22 protein-coding genes are annotated in these 22498 nt (G+C 66.8%); 9 read left to right on the top strand and 13 right to left on the bottom strand.

Translation table 11 applies throughout. From position 1 onward, the window contains the following. Positions 1–64: 64 nt before the first annotated feature. The 8 genes from E1H18_RS05570 to E1H18_RS05605 all read right to left on the bottom strand — a co-directional run bounded on the left by E1H18_RS05570 (position 65) and on the right by E1H18_RS05605 (position 8075). Positions 65–901: a DUF4198 domain-containing protein gene (locus E1H18_RS05570; protein ID WP_172264515.1), complete on the bottom strand. Its 837-nt coding sequence runs from the start codon at positions 899–901 to the stop codon at positions 65–67. 40 nt (positions 902–941) lie between these two features. Next, positions 942–1613, bottom strand: coding sequence for a hypothetical protein (locus tag E1H18_RS05575; RefSeq protein WP_172264517.1), 672 nt, complete (start codon positions 1611–1613; stop codon positions 942–944). Continuing rightward, positions 1613–2305: a HupE/UreJ family protein gene (locus E1H18_RS05580; RefSeq protein ID WP_172265673.1), complete on the bottom strand. Its 693-nt coding sequence runs from the start codon at positions 2303–2305 to the stop codon at positions 1613–1615. The genes E1H18_RS05575 and E1H18_RS05580 overlap by 1 nt, the downstream gene beginning before the upstream one ends. Positions 2306–2369: 64 nt before the next feature. Continuing rightward, entirely contained in the window at positions 2370–2684 is a 315-nt protein-coding gene (locus E1H18_RS05585; RefSeq protein ID WP_172264519.1) for a DUF5666 domain-containing protein, read from the bottom strand. A 56-nt stretch (positions 2685–2740) separates the two neighbouring features. Next, positions 2741–3478 carry a histidine utilization repressor gene (hutC, locus tag E1H18_RS05590; protein WP_370526435.1) on the bottom strand — a complete coding sequence of 246 codons (738 nt, stop codon included), beginning with the start codon at positions 3476–3478 and terminating at the stop codon, positions 2741–2743. 134 nt (positions 3479–3612) lie between these two features. Continuing rightward, positions 3613–4626, bottom strand: a complete 1014-nt coding sequence (locus tag E1H18_RS05595) for an ImmA/IrrE family metallo-endopeptidase (RefSeq protein WP_172264521.1) — start codon at positions 4624–4626, stop codon at positions 3613–3615. Then, positions 4626–5297: a cupin domain-containing protein gene (locus E1H18_RS05600; RefSeq protein ID WP_172264523.1), complete on the bottom strand. Its 672-nt coding sequence runs from the start codon at positions 5295–5297 to the stop codon at positions 4626–4628. The genes E1H18_RS05595 and E1H18_RS05600 overlap by 1 nt, the downstream gene beginning before the upstream one ends. A gap of 108 nt (positions 5298–5405) precedes the next feature. After that, on the bottom strand, positions 5406–8075 hold the full coding sequence (locus E1H18_RS05605) for a TonB-dependent receptor (protein WP_172264525.1): 2670 nt from the start codon (positions 8073–8075) through the stop codon (positions 5406–5408). A gap of 896 nt (positions 8076–8971) precedes the next feature. Between E1H18_RS05605 and E1H18_RS05610 the strand changes: the two genes are divergently transcribed. After that, positions 8972–9226 carry a hypothetical protein gene (locus E1H18_RS05610; protein ID WP_172264527.1) on the top strand — a complete coding sequence of 85 codons (255 nt, stop codon included), beginning with the start codon at positions 8972–8974 and terminating at the stop codon, positions 9224–9226. A gap of 101 nt (positions 9227–9327) precedes the next feature. Next, positions 9328–9603, top strand: a complete 276-nt coding sequence (locus E1H18_RS05615; protein WP_172264529.1) for a metal/formaldehyde-sensitive transcriptional repressor — start codon at positions 9328–9330, stop codon at positions 9601–9603. A 31-nt stretch (positions 9604–9634) separates the two neighbouring features. On the opposite strand, the gene E1H18_RS05620 is transcribed toward E1H18_RS05615, so the two are convergent. The 5 genes from E1H18_RS05620 to E1H18_RS27240 form a co-directional block, all read right to left on the bottom strand. Beyond that, a complete protein-coding gene (locus E1H18_RS05620; RefSeq protein ID WP_241735901.1) occupies positions 9635–10480 on the bottom strand; it encodes a DUF4198 domain-containing protein in 846 nt (281 codons plus the stop codon). Between the two features lie 23 nt (positions 10481–10503). Beyond that, positions 10504–11004 (bottom strand): DUF2271 domain-containing protein, encoded by a 501-nt coding sequence (locus tag E1H18_RS05625; protein WP_172264533.1) that lies wholly within the window; start codon positions 11002–11004, stop codon positions 10504–10506. Between the two features lie 223 nt (positions 11005–11227). Then, positions 11228–11404 carry a DUF1289 domain-containing protein gene (locus tag E1H18_RS27235; protein ID WP_172264535.1) on the bottom strand — a complete coding sequence of 59 codons (177 nt, stop codon included), beginning with the start codon at positions 11402–11404 and terminating at the stop codon, positions 11228–11230. Beyond that, entirely contained in the window at positions 11401–13422 is a 2022-nt protein-coding gene (locus E1H18_RS05635) for a cation-translocating P-type ATPase (RefSeq protein ID WP_172264537.1), read from the bottom strand. The genes E1H18_RS27235 and E1H18_RS05635 overlap by 4 nt, the downstream gene beginning before the upstream one ends. Before the next feature lie 13 nt (positions 13423–13435). After that, entirely contained in the window at positions 13436–13711 is a 276-nt protein-coding gene (locus E1H18_RS27240; protein ID WP_172264539.1) for a metal-sensing transcriptional repressor, read from the bottom strand. Between the two features lie 326 nt (positions 13712–14037). Here E1H18_RS27240 and E1H18_RS05645 point away from each other — a divergent pair, with 326 nt between their 5' ends. The 7 genes from E1H18_RS05645 to E1H18_RS05675 all read left to right on the top strand — a co-directional run bounded on the left by E1H18_RS05645 (position 14038) and on the right by E1H18_RS05675 (position 22462). After that, complete coding sequence (locus E1H18_RS05645; protein WP_172264541.1) at positions 14038–14337, top strand: CnrY/NccY family anti-sigma factor; 300 nt, start codon at positions 14038–14040, stop codon at positions 14335–14337. Next, positions 14334–14780, top strand: a complete 447-nt coding sequence (locus tag E1H18_RS05650) for a periplasmic heavy metal sensor (protein WP_172264543.1) — start codon at positions 14334–14336, stop codon at positions 14778–14780. Before E1H18_RS05645 ends, E1H18_RS05650 begins: the two co-directional genes overlap by 4 nt. Beyond that, complete coding sequence (locus E1H18_RS05655) at positions 14777–15325, top strand: sigma-70 family RNA polymerase sigma factor (RefSeq protein ID WP_172264545.1); 549 nt, start codon at positions 14777–14779, stop codon at positions 15323–15325. Before E1H18_RS05650 ends, E1H18_RS05655 begins: the two co-directional genes overlap by 4 nt. A 110-nt stretch (positions 15326–15435) precedes the next feature. Then, entirely contained in the window at positions 15436–16695 is a 1260-nt protein-coding gene (locus E1H18_RS05660; protein WP_194247914.1) for a TolC family protein, read from the top strand. Positions 16696–16699: 4 nt separating this feature from the next. Continuing rightward, on the top strand, positions 16700–17851 hold the full coding sequence (locus tag E1H18_RS05665) for an efflux RND transporter periplasmic adaptor subunit (RefSeq protein WP_172264547.1): 1152 nt from the start codon (positions 16700–16702) through the stop codon (positions 17849–17851). Next, positions 17848–21060 carry a CusA/CzcA family heavy metal efflux RND transporter gene (locus E1H18_RS05670; RefSeq protein ID WP_172264549.1) on the top strand — a complete coding sequence of 1071 codons (3213 nt, stop codon included), beginning with the start codon at positions 17848–17850 and terminating at the stop codon, positions 21058–21060. The genes E1H18_RS05665 and E1H18_RS05670 overlap by 4 nt, the downstream gene beginning before the upstream one ends. 241 nt (positions 21061–21301) lie before the next feature. Then, positions 21302–22462 carry an acyltransferase gene (locus E1H18_RS05675; RefSeq protein WP_172264551.1) on the top strand — a complete coding sequence of 387 codons (1161 nt, stop codon included), beginning with the start codon at positions 21302–21304 and terminating at the stop codon, positions 22460–22462. The last annotated feature ends 36 nt before the right edge of the window (positions 22463–22498 follow it).

Below are 22498 nucleotides of genomic sequence, written 5' to 3' on the forward strand. Positions count from 1 at the left end.
TGCCCAGTCAGGCCGTCCCGTCCTGGACTGTCGAGAACGACCGATCCCACCACGGGTGATCCGGTCAGCGGATTTCGAAGGTCAAGGTCGACCAGTTGGACTCGTAGGTCGCCTCGCCGCTGGCCTTTTGCATGTTGATCAAGGTGATGAACCAGCGACCTGGCCGGGTGACCTTGAAAGCAGCCCTGCCGTCGGTGTCGGTGCGCAGGCGAACGGCCCTGCCCGCGCCGCCACCGGCGATCTCACCCTCGAAGCCCTCGTAGCTGGCGTAGACCAGCTGGTCCGCCATCGGCGCGCCTTTCAGCAGGGCTTGAAACGCGAGCGTGTCGCCGGCCTTCACTGTCGCGGGATTGGCCGCCAGCAGGATCTCGGCGGGAAGCCCCAGCGGCCGGGCATAGTCGTCGGTCTGGGCGTCACCGACCTGCAGGATCGTCTTGACGTGCTTGGAATAGCGCTCGCGAACGGCGGTGCGCGGCGTATGTTCGGCGACGCGGGCTTTCAGCGTGTCCTCAATGCCGTCGTGGCGCAGGTATTCCTCGAAATTGTCGGCCGACAGTTCAATGATCCTGGCCTTGGTCGAGACACCGACGATGTAGGTCCCCGGCCCGGCGACCGGCAGGTCGAGATAGGACGTGACCTTGTCGTCACGCCATTGGCCCGCGTCGGGTGTGGTGGTCGTGGCGTTGGCCATCACCAGGACGCGGTTCATCCGGTCGCGGGTGATCGGGTTCTCGCTCTTGTCGATGGTCCCGTTGAAAAGCGCGATCACGGCGGTAGACCCAGGGACAGGATCAAAGCGCGTGGGTTTGAGGAACATCTCGTGCGCCCCGGCCGGAGCCGAGAGCATCGCAAGCGCCGCGCCCAGGCAAAGCACAAGGCGATTTGCGGTCTTTCGCGTCATGTCCGTTGTCCTTGCATTGACCACCGTGATCGTCAGTCGGCTAGCGCCCCGACGCGGCCGGCGCCGCGTCGGGCTGGATCCCCGCCAAGTTGCCTTCCTGGCCGCCGGGGATGAGCGTGTAGAAGCCCGAGAGCTTCAGGCGGATCTTGATCGGCTTGGCGGCCCGGTTGCGGAAATACCAGCCGTGAATGCCGTCGACCGCCGCGACCAGAGCGCCGTTGGCCCCCGCGCCGCTGCCGCGCTCGTAGTTGGCCACGCTGACCGGCCCCTTGGTCTCGGCCGCCACGCTGTGTCCGTGGAAGTCGAACATCAGGTCCTCGGGCGTATCGAGCCCTTCAGCCTGCCAGCTGTAGAGGACGCTGGCGCCCTTCGGCAGGCGCACCTTGAACTCCAGCGCATTGCGGCGAGCTTCGTCTCCACTGGCGGCGAGCGGGATTTCGAAGGTGTCCGTGCGGAACGCCACCGACTCTCGTCTGGCCGACGGCCCGGAGGCGGCGTTGGCGTCGACGGTGATTTCCTCGGGCGCCCAGAGGCGCGAAAGCCCCGTGGCGCGGCCAAGGCCGAGCGGATCCTTGTTGTATTCGGCGGGCAGCACCGCGGCGAAGGTGATCACCACCGCGGTGATCGCAGCCCCGCCGATCGAATACAGCAGGGTTCGCTTGGAAGGGGACGCAGCGTCGATCGCGTCCGCCGGGATCTTGGGGTCCGACATCAGGCCGGTGCTCCGTAGGCGAGGCCCCCGAGTTGGAGGCCGATGAGAATAAAGCCGAGCGTCATCAGGACGACGTTGGCGGCGGTGGACATGCGCCGGTAGCCTGGCAGGGTGCGCCAGATCATGATGAAGGCCAGCATGAAGGTGAGCGCGATCAGCTGACCGATTTCGACGCCGACATTGAACGCCAGCATGTTGGTCAGCAGGCCGTTCTGCGGCAGCTCGAGGGCTTGCAGCTTGGTCGCCAGGCCAAAGCCATGGATCAGGCCAAAGCCAAAAACGGCCGTCTTCGGATTGGGCTGAACGCCGAACAGGGTTCGAAAGCCGCCCAGGTTGTCGAAGGCCTTGTAGGCGACCGATAGGCCGATGACCGCGTCGACGAGGTAGGAATTGACCTCGATCCGGCCCAGCACCCCGGCCAGCAGGGTGAGCGAGTGACCCAGCGAAAACAGGGTCACATAGAGGCCGACGTCCTTCATCTTATAGAGGAAGAAGATGACGCCCAGGATGAACAGCAGATGGTCGTAACCGGTGACCATGTGCTTGGCCCCCAGGTACAGGAACGGGATAATGTCGGGCCCGGTGGTGCCCGCGACGAAGGCGGCGTCCTTGCCGCCTAAGCCGTGAGCCATGGCCGGACCGGCGGCCGCGAGGATCAGGAGGACGACGACGCCCAGCGTCGCGCGCCCCATGCCCCGCGGTGTGAGAGAAAGGTCTTTCACGGGATCATCGAGATTGGCGTTTGCGGATCGGGGCTCAGCGACCCTTGGCGGGGGCCAGGATCGTCACGTCGATCGCGACCAGGTCGGTCATGCTGTCGCCGTAGCCCAGAGCCTTGACCGTTTGGCCGACCTTCAGGTCCTTCAGACCGACGCGTTTGCCGCCCTGCTCCACCCGCGTGTTGTTGTCGACGTCGAGCGTGGCGACTTGGCCGTCCTTGGTCTTGACCTTGATGGCCGTGGCGGTCACGGCCGTGACTTGGCCGTCGATCGGCAGCTCGTCGTGGGCGGCGGCCGGCAGGGCCGACAGCAGGGTCGTGGCCAGGACGAGCGGAGCGAGGAACTTGCGCATTGGGAACTCCAGTTGGGGTTAGTCAGAGAGAAGGAAAGAAGAGAGCCCCGACCGTGTCAGGCCGTCGGCGGGTTGGGTCGCGGCGAGAAGCGCGCGACCAAGTCGTAGGCGTCGCCCGGATAGGTCAGCCGAACGTGCGTGATCTTGTCGGAGCCGCGCCAGGTGCGCCGTTCGACGACGAGGCAGGCGGTGTCGATGGCGATGGCCAGGATCGCGGCGCTGGCGCGTGCGGCGTTTACCGCGCTGATGCGGTGTTCGGCCTGGGTCCAAGGCACGTGCGCCAGAAGCCAGCTGTTGGGAGGCTCGGCGCTGAAGTCCGCCCGTTCGGCTTCGGGCGCCGCCTCCAGATTGATCACGCGTTCCTCGAAGCCGTAGGGCCTACCGCCGGCGCGATGCAGGCATCGCATGACCAGCACCCGAACCGGGCGATCCAGATCCAGGTGTTCCAGGTCGGCCTGGGTGGCGGTGCGGATCGTGTGGGACAGAAGTTCGTAGGCGTAGGTCTCGCCGCGGGCGATCACTTCGGCGGCTATGTCGGGCACGTCCAGCACCAGCGAATGGGTTCTCGGGCGGGCCACGAAGGTGCCGAGTTTACGACGGCGCTCGATCAATCCCGTTTCCGCCAGCGCGCCGAGGGCGCGGCTCACGGTCATGCGCGAGCAGCCATACTGAGCTGTCAGCTCGTGCTCGAAGGGGATGCGGTAGCCCGGCGGCCAGTCTCCCGACAGGATGTGATCGGAAATCTCCGACCGGATGCGCCGGATCAAGGACTTCTCGGGCTGATCGATGGTCACGCGCGGTGGGCTCCTGGTCCCGAATCTTCCGTGCTCCCGGCGCTCTAGGTCGCGCGGGATCAAGACGCGATGGGCCGGTCGCGCCGCCAAGGCGGCCGCACAAGGGCGAACCGAGGGGCGCGACCGGCCGCAGATCACCAGTTGGGATCCATCTTCGACTGGCCCGGGAATTGGACGGCCTTCTGGCCGTACAGCGGGTCGTAGTAGTGGCCGCCCTCCTTGTAGTCGGGGTTCCACTGCTTGGTCCCGTCACTGCGCAGCCGGTAGAGGTAAGGCGACGCCAAGAGGCGCTCCAGATGCCAGCGACCAGCCTCGCCCGCTGGCACATCCACGCCTGTGCCGTACAGCATCAGCCCGCCGTCGGCGTACACCTCATGGGCCGGCGAGGTCGTCTTGTACTCATGGCTGACGTTCATCACCTTGTGGCCGATCTCATGGGCGATCGTCCGGCGCGCCCGTCCGGGCGTGGACAGGTTGGTGATGGTGATGGCTCCGCGATAGGCCTCTGGGATGGTGTTGTAGTAAGAGTAGGACGGGAACGAGAGCCCCCCGGTCCGCACCATCTTCACCGTCCAGTTGCGGCCTTCGGCCAGTTCCAGGAACGGCATGATCACGTCCTGCAGGCCGATCAAATAGAGCGTCCGTGTGTTGTCCTTGTCAGGCTCGATCACGCTTTCGAACGCCTCGCGCGCCATCTGCGTCAGCTCTGTGGGATGGCGTTTGCTGGCCTCGTAGGAGTTGAGATACTCGGTGTCGGGCACCCGCGGGATTTCGTTGGCCTGGATCGACAGAAACCGAGGATCAATGACCCCCGTCTTGACCGACACCAGCTTGATCTGGACGCCGGTGGGCGCATAGATCTCCTTGGCCGCGCGGATGCCGTCGATCATCTGCTCGACGGAAATCTTTTTGAACGCCGGGTCGAAGTTGGACGGCACATAGACCGCCACGTCCATCGTCGGTTTGCCGGCGACCAGGTCCTTGTTGAACGCGGCCAGATCCACCGATGCGACCGTCTTCCAGGCGACCGGCGTGACCTTGGCGTGCCCGGGGTGCGCCTGAGCGGAAGCGGCGCAAGCCGCTCCCACCACCAGCGCCGCCACCGCGGCCGACAGGGCCCGCGAACCTTGCTTGGGCGAGCTGCGCATCAGGGCTTGATCTTCAGGACGGCGTCGAAGTCGGGGTTGACGCTGCGGGCGAAGGCCAGGGCCGGATCGTCAGGCTTCAGCTCGCTGTAGTAGAAGGCCATGCCCTTGGCGCGATCCTTCTCGGTCGAGGTCTTCATCGCCTTGATGCTGCGGTTGAAGAGATCGAAGCTAGTGCTCTCGCCCTTGGGCTTGACGACCAGCAGCAGGGCCGGTTCGCCGAACGGGTCTTCCCAGCCGGTCGGCATCTTGTCGCCGAAGCGGAACAGCGAGCCGGCTTCCATGACCTGGCGCTTGCCTTCGCTGGCCAGCACCCACTTACCGCGCACGGTGTAGATGATGCTGCCGATGTCATGCGGGTGCTCGGCCAGGAACATGCCCGGCTGCAGCTCGATGAAGAAGGCGCGCGTCTGCTCGGCGAACAGCAGCGGTCCAAACAGACCCTCGTGGGTCATGGTCGCGGCCTGGGATTTGACCGCGGCCTCCAGGTTGGGGATCACCTCGACATTGGTGGCCAGCTGGACGAAGGACGGGGCCACGGCCGTGGCCGGCACAGTGGTTTTGGGCGCAACGGCTGCATGCGGGTGCGCATGGCCTTGGTGAGCGTCGCTCGTTTGGGCGAGTGCGGCGGCCGGCAGGGCCAGCGAGATCAGGAGAGCAGCGGCTAGTCTCACGGGGGTACCCTTTCGTGTGGGTCCGCGCTTTTGGCGCGCGGGCTGGGATGGTCTCGAAGATTGAGGATCGCGCCGCCGCCCATGCGGCGACGGCGCGCGCCAAGGGGGTTAGAACTTGTACTTCATGCTCACGTAGCCGCGCCGCCCGACCAGGTCGTAGGTCATGGTGTCGGTGTTGCCGTCCGTGTAGCTGGGCAGGTACGGGGCCTTTTCCTCGAAGAGGTTGTCGACGCCGACGGCCAGGGTCGCGTTCTCCTTCACGCGATAGGCGAACTGGGCGTTGTGGTAGAAGACGTTCGGCGTGCGGTAGCCGATCGCGGTGGGGGCGGCGTTGAAATCCGTCGCCTTGCCGATCCACTGAACCGTGTAGCTGGCGCTCCACTTGGGATCTTCGATCGAGATGCTCGTGAGGCCGCGCCACTTGGGGTAGCCGCCGTTACCGCCGCCGATGTGGCCGCGATAAACGATCGGCGCCCCGCCCGGGTAGGGAATGATCGTGTAGTCCTTGAGGTAGGTCACACTGCCCTGCCAGGTGGCCCGGCGGCTGAGCACGTCGAAGCCGTAGGTGACCGCCGCGTCGTAACCGCTGGTCGACTCCGCGCCGACATTGACCTGTTGCGAGGACAGGAAGTTGATCTCGCCGGTCAGCGTGTTGCGGGTGAAATTGTCCGCCGTGCAGAACGGGTGGTTGCGACTTGGCGTGTTGTAGCAGACCGACAGTTTGGTCGAGCCGGCGATCGAACGGATCGCGTTGTCGATGTCGATCTTGAAGTAGTCGAGGGTGAAGGCCAGGCCCGAGACGAACCGCGGCTCCCAGACCAGGCCCAGGGTCAAGGTCTCGGCCTCTTCGGGCGTCAGGTTCAGGTTTCCGCCGGTCGTGGTGAGAATGGCGTTGGTGGGCTGGCTATACCCAGCCGGCACACCCGCGGCCTGACAGTTGGCGACCAGGACGGTGTTGGTGCTGGTCGAATAGCGGCTGCACGGATCGCTCGTGGTCAGCTGGCCTTGCGTGACGCCGCTGAACAGCTCAGCGACATTGGGCACGCGGAAGGCCGTGCCCCAGGTGGCGCGGGCGCGAAGACCGAAGGCCACCGACCAGTCGAGGGCGGCTTTGTAGTTCACGTCGCTGCCGAACCGCTTGTAGTCCGAGTAGCGGATGGCGCCATCGAACCGAAGGCTTTCGATCAGAGGCAGATCCTTCAGCAGCGGGGCGCTGATCTCGGCATAGGCTTCAACAGCCTCCACCGCGCCGCGGATCGGGCTTTGCTGGTTGGAGTTGGCGATGCCCAGGACAATCAGGTTGTCCGGGTCACGCCACCCCTTGTCCTTGCGGTAGGTTGCGCCGGCCGCGACCTGCAGCAGGCCGGCCGGGAGCGAGAACAACGAACCTGCCGTATCGAAACTGGCGTTGACGGTTTCGTTGCCCCCCGTGTCGATCGTGGTGGCCATGATATATTTGAGCACCGCCGGCGAAACGTCGCCCGGGCCCAGGTAGTCGCCGCACGGGATCGCCGCGCCGGCCGCGAACGAGCAGACCGCCGTGTTCAGCGTGTTGGCCACGTTCTGCTTGTTGGCGATGTTGGTGAAACCGTCACGACCGCTGTTGCGGCCATAGTTGGCGGCCAGTTCCCAGGTCCAGTCCGCGCCGAACTTGCCACGCGCGCCGCCCGTCACCTGGAAGGTGTCAGTTTCCTGGAACGCCATTCGCGCGCCGCCCTCGACCAGACGACGCTGGATCAGGGTGACTTGCTGGCCGGTGGGATTGGTGGGGTTGTTGGCCGCCACCACGAAATTGGCCAGCGTGCCGGGCGCGCTGCTCTGTTCGGTTTCGCGGTGGGTGTAGAGGAACTCGCCGAAGACCTGGACGGCGTCGGTGACCTGATAGTCGCCGAACAGGCCCGTGGTCAGGCGCTGGATCGGATTGACGGCGTTGATATAGCTGGTGCCGTCGAACCCGTGCCTTGCGGCGCTATAGGTTTCGTAGGCGTTGCCGCCGGTGAAGTTGATGATCTGGCCATTGGGCAGTGAGGCGCGGCCGCCGGCGGTGGCCCCGCCGCCCAGGCAGATCAAAGAGCCCGAAGCGCCATTCAACTGGCAGCCGGCGCGGCTCAGCATGCCCACGGGCTTGGTCTTCTGGTAGCTGGCGGCGAACTGCAGGCCGCCCCGCTCGTTGCGCACGCCATAGGCCAGATCGGCGGTGAAGTCCTGGCCGTCTCCATCGTCGCTGGCGCCATAACGCGCGCCAATCTCCAGGCCGTCGATATCCTTGCGGGTGATGATATTGACCACGCCCGCAACCGCATCCGTGCCATAGACCGCCGAGGCGCCGTCCTTGAGCACTTCGATCCGGCCGATGATCGAGGTCGGAATGGTGTTGAGGTCCGGCGCGCTGTTGGCGCCGGTGCCGCCGTTCACCAGGCGACGGCCATTGAGCAGGACCAGCGTGCGGTTGATGCCCAGGCCGCGCAGATTAACGGTGGCCGTCCCCCAGCCCCGCGACGCCCAGTAGGCGTTGCCCTGCCCGCCGGCATAACCGGCCGCGGCCGGCAGTCGCTGCAACAGTGTTTCGACATTGACGATGCCGGTCTTGGCGATCTCGGCCGCGCCAATGACAGTGGCGGGCCCGACCCCTTCGATGTCGGTGCGCTTGATGCGGCTGCCGGTGACGACGATCTCGTCGACGGCGGCGCTGTCTGGCGTCTGGGCCAAGGCCATTCCTGGCGGCGCCAACACAGCGCAGGCGCTGGCGAGCAGAAGCTGTTTGCCGAACTTTTTCATGATCAAACCCCCGTGGTTTTCCGCGCCGCCCGCCGTCCGCAGGTCTTGGCCACGAGGCGAGAACACCGTTCCCGCACCCCTCCCGTCAAGTCATGTATATACATATTCACCAGGCAAGCTCAGAACGCTTAGCCCCGAAAACGACGGTTTTTCCGGACGATATTTTGCCAAATTGCGGCGATACCGCACAAAGCATTCCAACTAACCCCCACATCAAAGCACGATGAAATCTATTTTTACATGACACTCCGGAGACAAGCCGACTCCGCAGTTGATCACTGAATCGACAAACCATGATGCGGATTCGAGCAAATGAAAACACTCTTAAGACGCAACACATGACAAGCCATACACCGTCGATTGACTCTAAATCACGAGCCCCATCGCACGGACGCGCCACACAACATCATACTCACGTGAGTTCAATTTGATTGAATATTTTGATATACTTGCAAACGACTTTAACCGCAGCCCAAGTTGAGCTACGGGCGACCGGCGCACTGCGTCGTTACGGGGCGCATCGGAAGCGCGCCTCATTGACAGTTACGCAGCTGATTGGAGCCCCCCTCGCCCGGCCTGCTAAAAATGCGCGAAAGCTTCCGCTGGCCGTTTTTCGGTCAACTGCGCGGGCGCCTCACTGGGCGGCCGGACAATCCTCAGTGAGCGCGTCACTGCCAGGTCGAGGGCGCCGCCGCGCTGCTGCGTAAGTCGATTGCCGGCCGGGCATTGAGACCCCGGGCAAGTTCGAGACCGCTTTTGTCTGCAATGGCCCTACGCACCCCACCCACACGATCCGCCACCCTGCCCGGACACCCCCTGCCCTGCCCAGACGCCAAGGTCAGACGTCTCGCCAACGCATCATGCCGGTAGTCTCGCGACTGTCTGGCGAAGGGCGATTGCGCATCGGCGCGATCACCCACGAAGTGGGCTACACGTTGGTGGTCACCCTGCGCCGCCGAGGCTGTTCGGCCGAAGGCGTCATCGAAGCGAGCGCCAAGACGATCACCGCGGCGTTGGTCCAGCCGACCTGCCGCTTGGCGCTAAGCGACGGCACGGTAGTGCGCGTGTCCCTGCGCCGGCGCGGTGCAGACGGCCCTCTGCTGGCCAAGTCTGTGGGCCCGATCCCGTTCCTGCGCCCCTTTGCCTGGTGACCGGGCCTATCGCCTGAAGTCGAAAAGGTGGCGCCCGTGCGGGACCGGCGTCGAAAAGCGCTACTCGCCTAGGGCCGCGCCATAGGCTATGGGGCTAGCCTATGGCTCACCTCCAGGTCCAATCCCCAGAACTGATCGCGCGCATCCGGCGGATCGCCGGCCAGGTCGCCGCGATCGAACGCGGCTTGGAAAACGGCGCGGGCTGCGCCGAGATTCTTCATCTGACAGCTGCGGTCCGCGGCGCGGTGAACGGCTTCCTCGACGAGGTTGTCGTCGAACACCTTGAGGCCCACGTCTCGGCCCCGGGCCTCTCCGACGCCGACCGTGTCCAAGGGGCCGAAGAGCTGAAGACCGTCATCCGGCGCTACAACAAATAGGCCCCCTGGCTCAGGCCGAGCGGCTTTTCCGCTAAGGCAGCTGAGCCTCGATCGTCGCGGTGTAGCTGGCGCTGTAGCCATCGCCGGGCAGAGGTTGAGCCGGCCCCTGTTGCCCGCCGGGGCCCGGGCCGCGAACGCTTTCGCCCGTGCGCACACTGGCGCTGATCCACCAGACGCCGCCTTCGGGCGGCGTGATCTTGAACTCGCCGTCAGGCCCGGTCTTGACCTTCAACTCGGCGGGTTTGGTTGTCCAATGGTCGCCGCCGCGCATGGCCACCACCTCGACGCCTGCGACCGGTTTGCCGTTCAGCAGGAAGCGGAAGCTGGCGACCTCGCCAACGACGACGTCGGACGGATGGGTGATCGCGTCCATCTCCAGGCCCTGACCTGTGGTCTTTAGGGCCGCCCTGGTGGGGGTGTCGCGCGTGACGAAGCTTTCGCTGCGGCTGACGGACCGGATGGTCTTCAAGGCTTCAGCGCTGGCGGGGACCTGTTTGGCGAAGTCCTCCTCGGTCCCGCGGAAACGCTTGGTCTCGCCGTTCTCGCTCCAGCTGGCGACAACCGACGTCGTGACCGAGGCGATCTTGTAGGTGCCCGGCTTGGCGAGCTGCACGTCGAGGGTCGAGCGCAGCTTGCCCATGATCGCGCCCTGCAGCGCGACGGGCTGACCATCGGCGTCCAGCACCGTGATCGAGGTCAGCGGGAGCGGTCGAAGGCCGGGGATATAAAGTTCGTCTGAACTGGCCGCGTCCACCGTCACCCAGGCGTTGGGCCCCGACAGCACGGTCGACGACGGCAACACCCAGTTTCGTGCGGCCTGGGCGGCGGCGGGAACCAGGATCGCCGCGCCCATGGCGACGGCGAACAGGCGGCTCATGGATCGGTTCATGCGCCTTGCCCTCACTTCACCGACACGGTGACAGCGCCCAGCTCTGTCGCGCCCTTTACGGTGACAGGCTTGCCGGGCTTGCCCCAGGTAAACGGCACGCGAACCGACTCGTGGCCGCCCGCCTCACGGGCGGCTTCGACCACCAGCGTGTACTGGCCCGGCTTGAGATCCTTGAGCGCGCCCTTGGCGCCGCTGAACACGACCTTCTGGGGACCAGGCGCGCGGGTCGCGCCCGTGACGCCGTCGGCCTGCCAGGTCATGGTCCGTCCGGCCTTGCGCCACCACTGGCGCATGTCCTTGAGCCACTTTTCGTGGTTGGGCTTGAACCAGATCGAAAGGGTGGCGGCCGCACTCGCGTCGGGGTTCTCGATCCAGACGCTGACATAAGGCGCGTGATATTCCGCCACCGACAGCTTGGGCACCTCGAACGCGACATTGAGATCGGTGGCCAGGGCCGGCGCGGCGCTGGCTGCGCCCGCCGCGAAGGTCAGGAAAGAGATCGAACGCTTCACGGATCTGCCTCGGTTTGCTCGGAGATGGACGACCTGGAGCGGCCTTGACCTCACGGCCAAGCCGACGCTCATGGCGCTGCATATTGAGAACGACTTGCAGCTTCAAGCGCTCTGACGGCCCTCGAAAAATAAACCGCCGACCACGAGGGTCGTCGCTGGACGCTGCGTAAATAGGCCCGCCGACGGCCGGCGCGGACGCCTTGCGTGAGCCGCCGGCAGGGCGTCAGGCCGCGCCCAGCCGCTGCAGTCGGCGCGCGAGGTCGCGATCGATGACTGTGCGCGCGCGCGGCTGGAGTTTGCGCCAAGCGCGCACTTCTTGCAGCGTGCGCCCGCAACCGAAGCACCAACCGGTCCGGCCATCGAACCGGCAAACAGAGGTGCAGGGATCTTTGACGCTCATTGTGTTTCGGTCGCTGTCGCGACGCCGCCTTCCTTGTTTCGCGCCGGCAAGAGCCGCGCGGAGTTGAGAATGAACGCCATTTCCGAGGCCACGTGGATGAACGCCGCCAGCAGCGGCCCCAACAGGCCAAACGCCGCCAGGCCGATGCCCAGCAGATCGATAGCGATGGTGCCGGCGAAGTTCTGCCAGATGATCCGCCGGGTCCTTCTGGCGACCTTCAGCGTCTCGACGAACCGCACCAGATCGTTGCCCAGCAGGACGATATCGGCGCTCTCCTGGGCCACATCAGTGCCCGAGCCCATGGCTACGCCGACATTGGCTTGAGCCAGCGCCGGGGCGTCGTTGACGCCGTCGCCGATCATGGCCACGCAGCGTCCTTGCTGCATCAGCGCCTGCACGCGTTGCAGCTTGTCCTCCGGCAGCAGACCCGCCTCGATATGCGAGATATTGAGCGTGCGGCCGACGGACGTGGCGACCGCTTCGGAGTCGCCGGTCAGCAGGACGATCTTCAGACCCATCATCCAGAGCGCATGGATGGCGTCACCGGCTTCAGGCCGGACCGTGTCGGCGACGGCGATCGCGCCGAGATAGCGGCCATCGCGCCCGACAAAGACCTCAGACACCGCCCGCGCCTCATCGGCGAGATCGGCTGGCAAGGCGATCGTCTGGTCGCGCATCCAGGCGGCGTTGCCGACGACGACGCGCGCGCCGCCGATCGAGGCGATGATGCCGCGGCCCGGCGTGTAATCGAAGCGCTGCGGCTCGACGATGACCAGGCCATCGGCCTTGGCGCGCGCCACGATCGCCTTGCCCAGCGGGTGTTCCGATCGCAGCTCGGCCGAGGCGGCCGCCGCGAGCAGGTCTTCGACAGCCACGCCCGAGGCGGGCGACAGCTGCTGGATTTCGGGCCGCCCGAAGGTCAGGGTCCCGGTCTTGTCGACGACGACCGTGTCGACACGGCCGAGCGTTTCCAGGTGGACGCCGCCCTTGATGATCGCGCCAAGGCGCGCGGATCGGCCGATGCCCCCCAAAATCGCCAGCGGCGTGCCCGCCGCGATGCCGCAGGCGCCCGCTACGATGATCACCGAGATCGTCGCGTAGAGATCGCGGGTAATGGCGTAGGTGAGCGCCGCCGAGCCGATCGCGAAATAGACGAGGTAGCCCGCCATGCGGTCAGCCAGGCGCTGGACTGGGGCGCGCGAGCGCTCGGCGCGCTCCACCGCCTCGATGATCTTGCCGTAGCTGGTGTCGCGGCCGATGCGGTCGGCGCGGATCTCGATCGCGCCCGACTGGTTGATGGAGCCGGCGAAGATTGCCGAGCCCGCGAGCTTCTCCACCGGCATGGATTCACCGGTGATGCGCGACTCGTCGACGAACGAGTGTCCTTCGAGAACAACGCCATCGACCGGGATCCGGCCGCCGGGCGAGACGAGGATCGCGTCGCCGACGCCGAGATCTTCGGCGGCGATCGTGGAGACCTGACCGGTGCGTCGCACCGACACTTCGCGCGGCAGGAACTCCAAGAGATCACGGATGGCCTTACGCCCGCGCCCCACTGTCAGGCCTTCGAGCACTTCAGCGACCAGAACGAAGAGCGTGATGACGAGCGCGGTGAAGAATTCGCCGATCGCCGCGGCCGCGACGATCGCGATCGACATGGACAGCTCCATGGTCATCCGCTTTTGCAGGATGTTCTCGAACGCCTCCTTGAAGATCGGCCACCCGCCGATCGCCAGGCCGGCGACGCCGATCACGCTGACGGCTGTCAGCGGCTCCCAGAGCTTGAACCAGACGGCAAGCGCAGCCAGCGCCACCAGCCCGATCCGGACGGCTTCGGCGACCTCGAACGGATGGTCATGGTCGTGGCCGTGTTCGTCATGATCATGATCATGATCATGATCGTGATCGTGATCGTGGTCGTGGCCATGGTGCGTGTCCGCCCCCTTGGCGGAACGGTGCGCGGCTGGCGCGATCGTGCGCGCCTCAGCCGCGTCGGCGAGGTCTTGCGGTGCGGACATGGTCGTTCCAGTGCTATTTCAAATAGGATCGCAGGACGTCGATGAGCTCGTCGGCGCCTTGTTTTCGCGCCTCAGGCGTCAGGGCCGGGTCGGCGAGGTGGCAGGCGATGTGGTCTTCGACGACTTCGACCATCAGACCGCCGATCGCGCCGCGCGAAGCGGCGATGAGCTGCAGGAGAGCGGCACATTCCTTCTCCTCGTCGAGGGCGCGTTCGATCGCTTCGACCTGGCCCTTGATGCGCCGGACCCGGTTCAGAAGCTTGGTCTTGTCTCGAAGGGTGTGGGCCACGGCCGCCTCAGGTTCGCATATATCATACCCCCCTACCCTATATCGGACCCTAAGTCCATCGTAGCGACGGAGATGGGCGCCGCCTGAATCGCCACCGAGGCTGACGCAGGACGCATTCCGCCCTAGAGCGGCGCGGGTGAGACCGACCGGATGCGTAAACCCTAGAGAACGCCTTCGGGTTTGGCCGACGTGAGACGCCTGTTGATGAGCTGCACCAATGCCGACCCGAAGCACGCGCTCGCGCTCGCGCTCGCGCGTTGTATGGGTGACAAAACGCTCGACGCGCAGCCGTGGCCGGCGATTGATGGCGTTCGTGGAGAACTGCGATGAATGATATCGATAAATGGTTGGAGGACGCGGGCAAAGCACGCGTCGATCTTTCCGTTCAGGCGGTTGACGCCCTGGCCTTGCGGCTAGCCGGTGAGCCCGCGCCCAAGACGATTGAATCGCGCCGTGAGTGGCGGCAACTGACGGCCTGCCTGTTGGTGGCGACCCTGATTGGCGGGGCGACGACCAGCGGGCTCGGCCTGATGCTGCGGCCGCAAGTGGAGGTGGCCACCCTTTGGCCGGCCGCCGCTTTCACGGCCTCGCCCTCGAACCTGCTCGCGCCGCGACCCGCCGGATGAGCCGCGCCAACTGGACGCGAATGGTGGTGAGCGCCGCGATCGCCGGCGCGGCCGGCGCGGTGGTGGTCTCGGCCGCCCACTGGCTCTTGCAGTCGGCCCATCCAACCTCGACGGACCTGCACCAGGAACTCCACGAGCAGGTGCCTTTGAGCGCCCAGGAGTCCCAGCGATTGGAGTCGCGCGAGCAAGCCTACCAGACGCGCCGGGCGGCGATCGAACAGCGCGTGAAGGCTGCCAACGGACGTTTGGCGCGCGCCATCGCCCTGCAACCAGGCTGGACGCCGGAGGTCGAGGCCGCCAGCCGTGAGGTCGAGGCCGCGGCGGGCGAACTCGAGCGCGCCACCCTGCAGCATGTCGTTGAAATGCGCGAAGGGTTGGACGCCCAGCACCGGCCAGCCTACGACGCGGCTCTGGTCAAGGCGCTGTCCGACGGAGCCAAGTGATCGACGCCCCGGATGACGCCGCGCTCGCCGCCCGCGCCATCGCAGGCGATCGCTCAGCCTTTGTCGAACTTTTCCGCCACCACGGCCCGGCGGTCGCCAAGCTGAGCCGCGCCTATGGCGCCCCGACTTCCGAGGTCGAGGACGTCGTGCAGGAGGTGTTCCTCTCGGCCTGGCGACGGCTGGCGGACTATGATCGCCAGAGGCCTTTTCGCGCCTGGCTGTTCGGCATTGCGCTGAATCGGGTGCGCGACATGGCGCGCCGCCGCCGGGTGCGGGCCTTTTTCTTTGGCGCGTCCGAACTGGACGAGAACGCCACCCGCATCGAGGTCGAAGCGCCCGATCCAGAGGCTGAAGCCCATCATCGCCTGGCGCTGGAACAGGTCTGGGGCCGTATCGCTCACCTGCCCGACGATCTTCGTAACGCCCTCGTGCTGACCGCTGTTTCTGGCCTCAGCTACCAGGAAGCGGCCGACAGCCTGAACATCACGATCAAAGCACTGGAAGGCCGCATCGCCAGGGCGCGCAAGCGCCTCGCGGCGGGCTGACCCCACCCTAGAAAAATCTCCCCCGCGACGTGGGCGCCGCCACGGGCCTGCGTAATCGCAAGTAGGCGGCTGACGGCTCCACCGCGTCGGCCAAGCTCTGGGGATGTATCCTGTCTAGACTCTCATACCTCGCCCTCGCGTGCGCCGCGTGGGGCGCCGCCGCGGCGGCGACGCCCGCCTGGGCTCAAACCGCTCCGCCCTTTGCCGACCTCCTGCGCCAGGCCGGCCAGGTCGCGCCCCGCTTGAAGCAAGCCGAGGCCGATATCCGCGAGGCCGAGGGCTTGGCCACCCAGGCGCGCGCCCGGCCCAATCCTGTGGTGGGCTTAGAGTTCGAAAACTTCACGGGTCAGGGTCCCTACAAGGGATCGGGCATGATGGAGTCCACGGTTTCGGTCGCCCAGGCCCTGGAATTGGGCGGCAAGCGCTCGGCGCGACGCATCGCGGCAGACGCGGCGGTCACCGCCGCCGAGGCGCGCAGCCGCCAGGCCGCGGCCGATTTCGCCTACGATCTGGCCCTAGCCTATGCCGGCGCCGAATCCGCGGAGGCCCGCGCCGCGTTGACCGCCCAGGCCCTCAAGCGCTCCCAGGATGACCTTGGCGTCTCGCGCGCCCTTGTCGAGGCCGGGCGTGAAGCCAATCTACGCCTGGTCACGGCGCAGGCGGCCGAAGCCTCGGCCCGCGCCGACGCCGAGGCGGCCCGCGCCGACGCCATCGAAGCCTTGGCCCGACTGTCGGCCCTGGCCGGCGCGAACGAGCCTTACACCAGCCTTTCGGGGGGCCTACTCGACGCGCCCGCCTTGCCCGAAACCGCAGACGCCATTCCACCGGCTGACATGCCCGCCTTGCAGGTGGCGCAGGCCGAACGCGAGGCCGCCAGCCGCGAGGTGGTCGCCGAGCGTCGCCGCGCGGTTCCCGACCTCACCGCTTCACTGGGCGTGCGCCGACTGAATGGCCAGGGCTTTGGCGGCGACAACGCCACCGCGCTCATCGCGGGCGTTTCGCTGCCGTTCCCCGTCTTCGATCAGAACCGCGGCAACGTCGCGGCCGCCTCGGCGCGAGCCAACGCGGCAGACGCGCGGTTCCAGGACGCCCGACTGCGGGCCGAGGCCGACTGGCGCTCGGCGCGCGCTCAGGCCGACGCCGCGGTCAGTCGCCTGGGGGCCTCCAAGCAATCAGAAGCCGCCGCCGACGAGGCCTATCGCCTGGCCCGCCTCGGCTACGAGTCCGGCAAGACCCCGCTCGTGGAAGTCCTCAACGCCCAGCGCGCCCTGACCAGCGCGCGCGGGGCCACCCTTGATGCGCGTGTGGCGCGGGTACGCGCCCAGGCCACCTTGGCCCGCCTCGCCGGCCGCGCCCCTTTCGGAGAATAGAAGTATGGCTATCCGTTCCGCGGCCGGACCGCGCAATCTCCTGCTCGGAGTCGCCGCCGTCGCGCTGCTGGGCGCCGGCTTTGGCCTGGCCAAGCTGACGACCAAGGCGCCGCCAGCGCCTACTGCCGCGCCCGCGGCTGAGACCGGCCCCGTCGAGGTCAAGGTCGAGGATGCTTATCTGAAGGTCTCCAACATCGGCCTGCAGACGGTGTCGGCCGGCGATTTCGGCGGCCAGATCCAGGCTTCGGGCAGCGTCGCCGCCGCCCCGGGCGGGGAAGCCGTCCTGACGGCTCATTCCGCCGGCACGGTGATGCGGGTGTTCAAGCGCATCGGCGAGCCGGTCCGCGCTGGCGAGACGCTGGCGCTGGTGGAGAGCCGTGACGCAGCGCTCGTCGCCGGCCAGCGGGGCGCGGCCGAAGCCAGGGCCGCCTTGGCGGTGTCAAACCTGGCCCGGGAAAAGACCCTGTTCGAACAGGGCGTCACCTCTCGCCAGGACTTCGAGACGGCCAGGGCGCAAGCCGACGCGGCTCGCGCTGAAGCCGCCGGCGCGCGCGCCGCGGCGGGCGCCGCGCGGGTCTCAAACGATGGTCGCAGCGTCACCGTCATCAGCCCGATCAGCGGGCGCATCACCGCCGCCCCGGCGGTCCTGGGCGCCTTCGTCCAGCCCGAGAGCGAACTCTTCCGGGTCGCCGACGCCCGCGCCATTCAGATCGAAGTGGCCGTAAGTCCTCAGGACGCCGCCCAGATCTCGGTCGGCGCCGCCGCGACCGTGCGCAATGCCGCCGGTTCGGACTTTCCGGCTGTCGTTCGCTCTGTGACCCCGACGCTCAACCCCGAGACCCGATCGGCCACCGTGCTGCTCACCGTGAGCGGCGCGGCGCTGGTTCCCGGCGAGGCTGTTCAGGCGATCATCACCGGCCAGGCCAGCGGCGGGGCCGGGTTCATCGTTCCCGATGAAGCGATCCAGTCGATGGGCGGCCGCGACGTCGTCTTTGTCCGCACCGCCGGCGCCTTCGGGGTTCGGCCGGTGGTCGTGGCCAAGCGCAGCGGCGGACGCGCGCTCGTCGTCTCGGGCCTGAAGGCCGGCGAGACGGTGGCCACGCGCAACGCCTTCCTGCTGAAGGCCGAAATCGTCAAGGGTGGTGACGAGGAATGATCGACAAGGTCCTCTCGTTCTCGGTCCGGTCGCGATGGATTGTCCTCGCGATTGTGACGATCATCTCCGTGTTCGGCGTCTGGCAGCTGTGGAAGCTTCCGATCGACGTCACGCCCGACATCACCAACAAGCAGGTGCAGATCAACACCGTCATTCCCACCCTGGGTCCGGTGGAGGTCGAAAAGCGGGTGACCTTTCCCATCGAGACCGCGTTGGCGGGCTTGGCCGGCGTGGAGAGCACCCGCTCGTTTTCACGCAACGGCTTTTCCCAGGTCACGGCGATCTTCAAGGATAGCGCCGACCTCTACTTCATGCGTCAGCAGGTGTCCGAGCGCCTGGCTCAGGCGCGTCCGAACCTCCCCCAAGGGGTCGAGCCGCAGATGGGGCCGGTGTCTACCGGCTTGGGCGAGATCGTCCACTATGCGGTGGACTTCAAGAACCCCGAAGGCAAGGGCGCGAAGGTTACGGACGGCAAACCCGGCTGGCAGAGCGATGGCGCGTTCCTGACCGAGGACGGTGAGCGGCTGGGCGACGAGATCTCGCGCCTGGCCTATCTGCGCACGGTGCAGGACTGGATCGTTCGCCCGCAACTGCGCAGCGTTCCGGGCGTCGCCGACGTCGACTCCCTGGGCGGCTTCGTCAAACAGTACGTGGTCGAACCTGATCCGGCCAAGCTGGGGGTCTACGGCATCTCCTACAGCGAGCTGGGCGACGCCCTGGAACGGGCCAATCTCTCAGTCGGCGCCAACTTCATCCAGCGCTCGGGCGAGAGCTACATGGTGCGCGGCGACGCCCGCATCCGCTCGGCCGACGAAATCGCCCGCGCGGTCATCGCCACGCGCGGCGGCACGCCGGTGCTGCTGCAGGACGTGGCGCGGATCAATGTCGGCGGCGAGCTGCGCCGCGGCGCGGCCAGCCGCGACGGCCACGAGATGGTGGTCGGCAGCGTGCTGATGCTGGTCGGCGAAAACAGCCGGACAGTCGCGGCGGCGGCGTCCAAGAAGCTCGAGACGATCGTCACCACCCTGCCCCAAGGCCTGACCGCCGAGGTGGTGCTCAGCCGCTCGCAGCTGGTGGAGGCCACGATCGCCACGGTGGCGCGCAACCTGACCGAGGGCGCGCTTCTGGTCGTCGCCATCCTGTTCTTCATGCTGGGCAACTGGCGTGCGGCGCTGATCGCCACCTTGGTCATTCCCCTGTCGCTGCTGTTCAGCGCCATCGGGATGAACGCCTTCAAGATCTCGGGCAATCTGATGAGCCTGGGCGCGCTCGACTTTGGCCTGATCATCGACGGTGCGGTGATCATCGTCGAAAACACCCTGCGCCGGCTGGCCGAGCGACAGCATCATGAAGGGCGGATCCTGACGCTTCAGGAGCGCCTGGAGGTGTCGCTGCGCTCCACTCAGGAAATGGTCAGGCCCTCGGTGTTCGGCCAGATCGTGATCTTCCTGGTCTTCCTGCCGTGCCTGACCTTCCAGGGCGTGGAGGGCAAGATGTTCTCGCCGATGGTCATCACCTTGATGCTGGCCCTGGCCTCGGCCTTCGTGCTCTCGCTGACCTTCGTGCCGGCGATGACCGCCATCCTCATCCGCGGCAAGGTGTCGGAGAAGGAAGTCTTCATCGTCGCCAAGACCAAGGAGGCCTACGCGCCGTGGCTTCGCCGCGCCGTCGACCGTCCCTGGCCGTTCATCGGCGCGGCGGCGGGGGTGTTCGCCCTGGCGGTCATCACCTTCGGCTTCGTGGGCCGCGAGTTCATGCCCTCGCTCGACGAGCAGAACCTCAACCTGTCCTCGGTCCGCATCCCTTCGACGTCGATCGACAAGTCCGTCGAGCTGGATCTGCCGATCGAACGGGCGATCCTGCAATTGCCGGAAGTCGAGACGGTCTATTCGAAGGCCGGCACCGCCAGCCTCGCGGCCGACCCGATGCCGCCGAACGCCTCGGACAACTACGTCATCCTCAAACCCAAGAAGGACTGGCCTCAAGGCGTGAAGACCAAGGAGCAGGTGGTCGAGCGGATCCGCAAGGTCACCGAGCCGATCGTGGGCAACTTCTACGACGCCACCCAACCCATCGAGATGCGCTTCAACGAGCTGATCGGCGGGGTGCGCAGCGACGTGGCGGTCAAGCTATACGGCGACGACCTGGGCCAGATGACCGCCACCGCGGATCAGATCGCCAAGGTCCTGCGCAGCATCCCTGGCGCGGCCGACACCCGCGTGGCCCAGACGGAAGGCTTCCCGACGTTCGACATCAAGTTCGATCGCGACGCCATCGGCCGCTACGGCCTGACGGTGCAGGATGTGGCCGACACGGTTTCGGCCGCACTCGGCGGGCGCGAGGCTGGCCAGGTGTTCGAAGGCGACAAGCGCTTTGACATCGTGGTGCGCCTGCCCAACGCCAAGCGCGACGACCTCGACGCGCTGGGCGCCATTCCGGTGATGCTGCCGCAAACGGGCGTTGGGCCGCGCGCCTCGGCTCCGCTGCGTCAGCTGGCCAGCTTCCACTTCACCGAAGGCCTCAACGAGGTCAGCCGCGATAATGGCAAGCGCCGGATCTATATCGAGACCAATGTCGAGGGGCGCGATCTGGGCTCCTTCGTCGACGAGGCCCAAAAGAAGATCGCCCAACAGGTGCGCGTCCCGGCCGGCTCGTACATCGCCTGGGGTGGCCAGTTCCAGAACCTCCAGGCCGCGTCCCAGCGCCTGGGCCTGATCGTCCCTGTCTGCTTCCTGATGATCTTCGGCGTCCTCTATCTGGCCCTGCGCAGCGCGGCCCTGGCCGGCACGGTGTTCACCGCCGTACCGCTGGCGCTGGCGGGCGGGATCTTCGCAATCTTCCTGCGCGGGATCCCGTTCTCGGTCTCCGCGGCGGTCGGCTTCATCGCCGTCTCCGGCGTGGCGGTGCTCAACGGCCTGGTGCTGATCGCGGCGGTCCGCCGCAACATCGAGGAGGGGATGGGGGTCGACCGGGCGGTGATTGACGGCGCACTGGAGCGCTATCGACCCGTTCTGATGACCGCCCTGGTGGCTTCGCTCGGCTTCGTACCCATGGCGATCGGGACCGGCACCGGGGCGGAGGTCCAGCGGCCGCTGGCCACCGTCGTCATCGGCGGCCTGATCACCTCGACGGCCCTGACCCTGTTCGTGCTGCCCGCCATCTGCGGCCTGGTCCTGCGCCGGGGCCGGCGGACAGGGTCAGCCGCCTAGGAGAGCGCCGGAGCCATGCCCTTTCCCCCGCAAGGCTCCGACGTCCGCAGCCGGGTCCACCCCAGCCCCCGGCTGCAAGCCCCCTTCCCCAGCCTGGGAAGGGGGCTCCCCTCTCGCCGCCGAGGTGTCCCCCGCTCGCTCGACCGCCGCGGCTCTCCAGGGCCCGTCAGTCTTGGGCCCGGCCATCCCTCCAAGACCTGCGTGATCCGACACCGCCCGAGCCGTCCGCCTGATGGAGATCATGTCCTTGTTCACGGCCCAAAGAGGCGCAGGCCGGCCACCGCCTCTGGCCTCCGCGGGAGGCTCGTACGCGGCCCAGAACCTTCCAGCCCTGACCAGCATAAGGTTCCTGCTCGCCCTGGGCGTGGTCCTGTTCCACCTCCAGATCGTCATGCTGTCGCCGGACGCGCCCCCCATCGCCATCATCGAGCGGGCTCGGCTGGGGGTGGATATCTTCTTCATCCTGTCGGGCTTCGTGCTGGCCCACACCTATGGCGAGGCCTATCGCGAAGGTCGCTATAACCACCGCCGCTTCCTGGTCGCGCGGCTGGCGCGGATCTATCCGAACCATCTGGCCATGTTGCTGCTGATGACGGGGGTGGCCGGACTGGCGATCGCACTGCGCCAGCCTTTCGACGCCGAGCGCTATTCGCTGTCGCGCTGGGTCATGGAGCTGACGCTCACTCAGGCCTGGCTTCCCGTGATCCCCCCTTCGGAGTGGAATGGGCCGGCCTGGTCGCTATCGGCCGAATGGGCGGCCTATCTGGCGTTTCCGCTATTTGCCTTCGTGGGCCTGAAGGCGGGCCGCAAGCCCTGGGTGACGCTCCTGGCGGCCGGCCTGGTGCTGGTGATCATGGACCAGCTCTACCAGTGGCGGTTCGGCCAGATCGTCACCCATGCCGACTCCCTGCTGGGCGTGATGCGCATCCCTGCGCCGTTCCTCTACGGGATCGGACTGCAGCAGCTTGGCCTGCGGATCCAACCTGGCCGCAGCCTTTCGCGTCTGGTGGTGGTCATCGCAGCCCTTGTGCTTCTGACGGCCATGCAGTGGCGGATCGACGAGCGCGTCACCGTCGCCCTCGCCGGTCCGCTGGTCTTGGGCCTGGCCTGGCTCAGCGCCACGGGCCCGTTGAAGATCCTGGGCCACCCTTTGGCCGTCCGGGCGGGCGAGGCGTCCTTCGCCCTCTATCTTCTGCACCTGCCGATGCTGGTGATCTGGAAGAACGCCGCGACCGTGCTGTCGGGGATCGACAGCAGCTACCGCATGCCCTTGTGGGAAGCGGCGCTGTTCCTGCCGCTCTGCATCCTGTCCGCCTTCGTGCTCCACGCCGCCTGGGAAGTCCCGGCGCGCGACTGGTTTCGATCGCGCTTTTCTCCCCGCCACCCCGAAAGGATCCCATGAGCCCTCTTGTCTCGCATGGCGCGCCGGCCTGGCGCG

Origin of the sequence: Caulobacter sp. RHG1, assembly GCF_013181195.1 — a bacterium.
GTDB lineage: Bacteria > Pseudomonadota > Alphaproteobacteria > Caulobacterales > Caulobacteraceae > Caulobacter.

Bases quoted from the DNA above. Each gene is read 5' to 3' on its own strand.
- E1H18_RS05570 (WP_172264515.1), bottom strand. From the start codon at position 901: ATGACGCGAAAGACCGCAAATCGCCTTGTGCTTTGCCTGGGCGCGGCG.
- E1H18_RS05575 (WP_172264517.1), bottom strand. From the start codon at position 1,613: ATGTCGGACCCCAAGATCCCGGCGGACGCGATCGACGCTGCGTCCCCT.
- E1H18_RS05580 (WP_172265673.1), bottom strand. From the start codon at position 2,305: ATGGGGCGCGCGACGCTGGGCGTCGTCGTCCTCCTGATCCTCGCGGCC.
- E1H18_RS05585 (WP_172264519.1), bottom strand. From the start codon at position 2,684: ATGCGCAAGTTCCTCGCTCCGCTCGTCCTGGCCACGACCCTGCTGTCG.
- E1H18_RS05595 (WP_172264521.1), bottom strand. From the start codon at position 4,626: ATGCGCAGCTCGCCCAAGCAAGGTTCGCGGGCCCTGTCGGCCGCGGTG.
- E1H18_RS05605 (WP_172264525.1), bottom strand. From the start codon at position 8,075: ATGAAAAAGTTCGGCAAACAGCTTCTGCTCGCCAGCGCCTGCGCTGTG.
- E1H18_RS05615 (WP_172264529.1), top strand. From the start codon at position 9,328: ATGGCTCACCTCCAGGTCCAATCCCCAGAACTGATCGCGCGCATCCGG.
- E1H18_RS05620 (WP_241735901.1), bottom strand. From the start codon at position 10,480: ATGAGCCGCCTGTTCGCCGTCGCCATGGGCGCGGCGATCCTGGTTCCC.
- E1H18_RS27235 (WP_172264535.1), bottom strand. From the start codon at position 11,404: ATGAGCGTCAAAGATCCCTGCACCTCTGTTTGCCGGTTCGATGGCCGG.
- E1H18_RS05635 (WP_172264537.1), bottom strand. From the start codon at position 13,422: ATGTCCGCACCGCAAGACCTCGCCGACGCGGCTGAGGCGCGCACGATC.
- E1H18_RS05645 (WP_172264541.1), top strand. From the start codon at position 14,038: ATGAATGATATCGATAAATGGTTGGAGGACGCGGGCAAAGCACGCGTC.
- E1H18_RS05650 (WP_172264543.1), top strand. From the start codon at position 14,334: ATGAGCCGCGCCAACTGGACGCGAATGGTGGTGAGCGCCGCGATCGCC.
- E1H18_RS05665 (WP_172264547.1), top strand. From the start codon at position 16,700: ATGGCTATCCGTTCCGCGGCCGGACCGCGCAATCTCCTGCTCGGAGTC.
- E1H18_RS05670 (WP_172264549.1), top strand. From the start codon at position 17,848: ATGATCGACAAGGTCCTCTCGTTCTCGGTCCGGTCGCGATGGATTGTC.
- E1H18_RS05675 (WP_172264551.1), top strand. From the start codon at position 21,302: ATGTCCTTGTTCACGGCCCAAAGAGGCGCAGGCCGGCCACCGCCTCTG.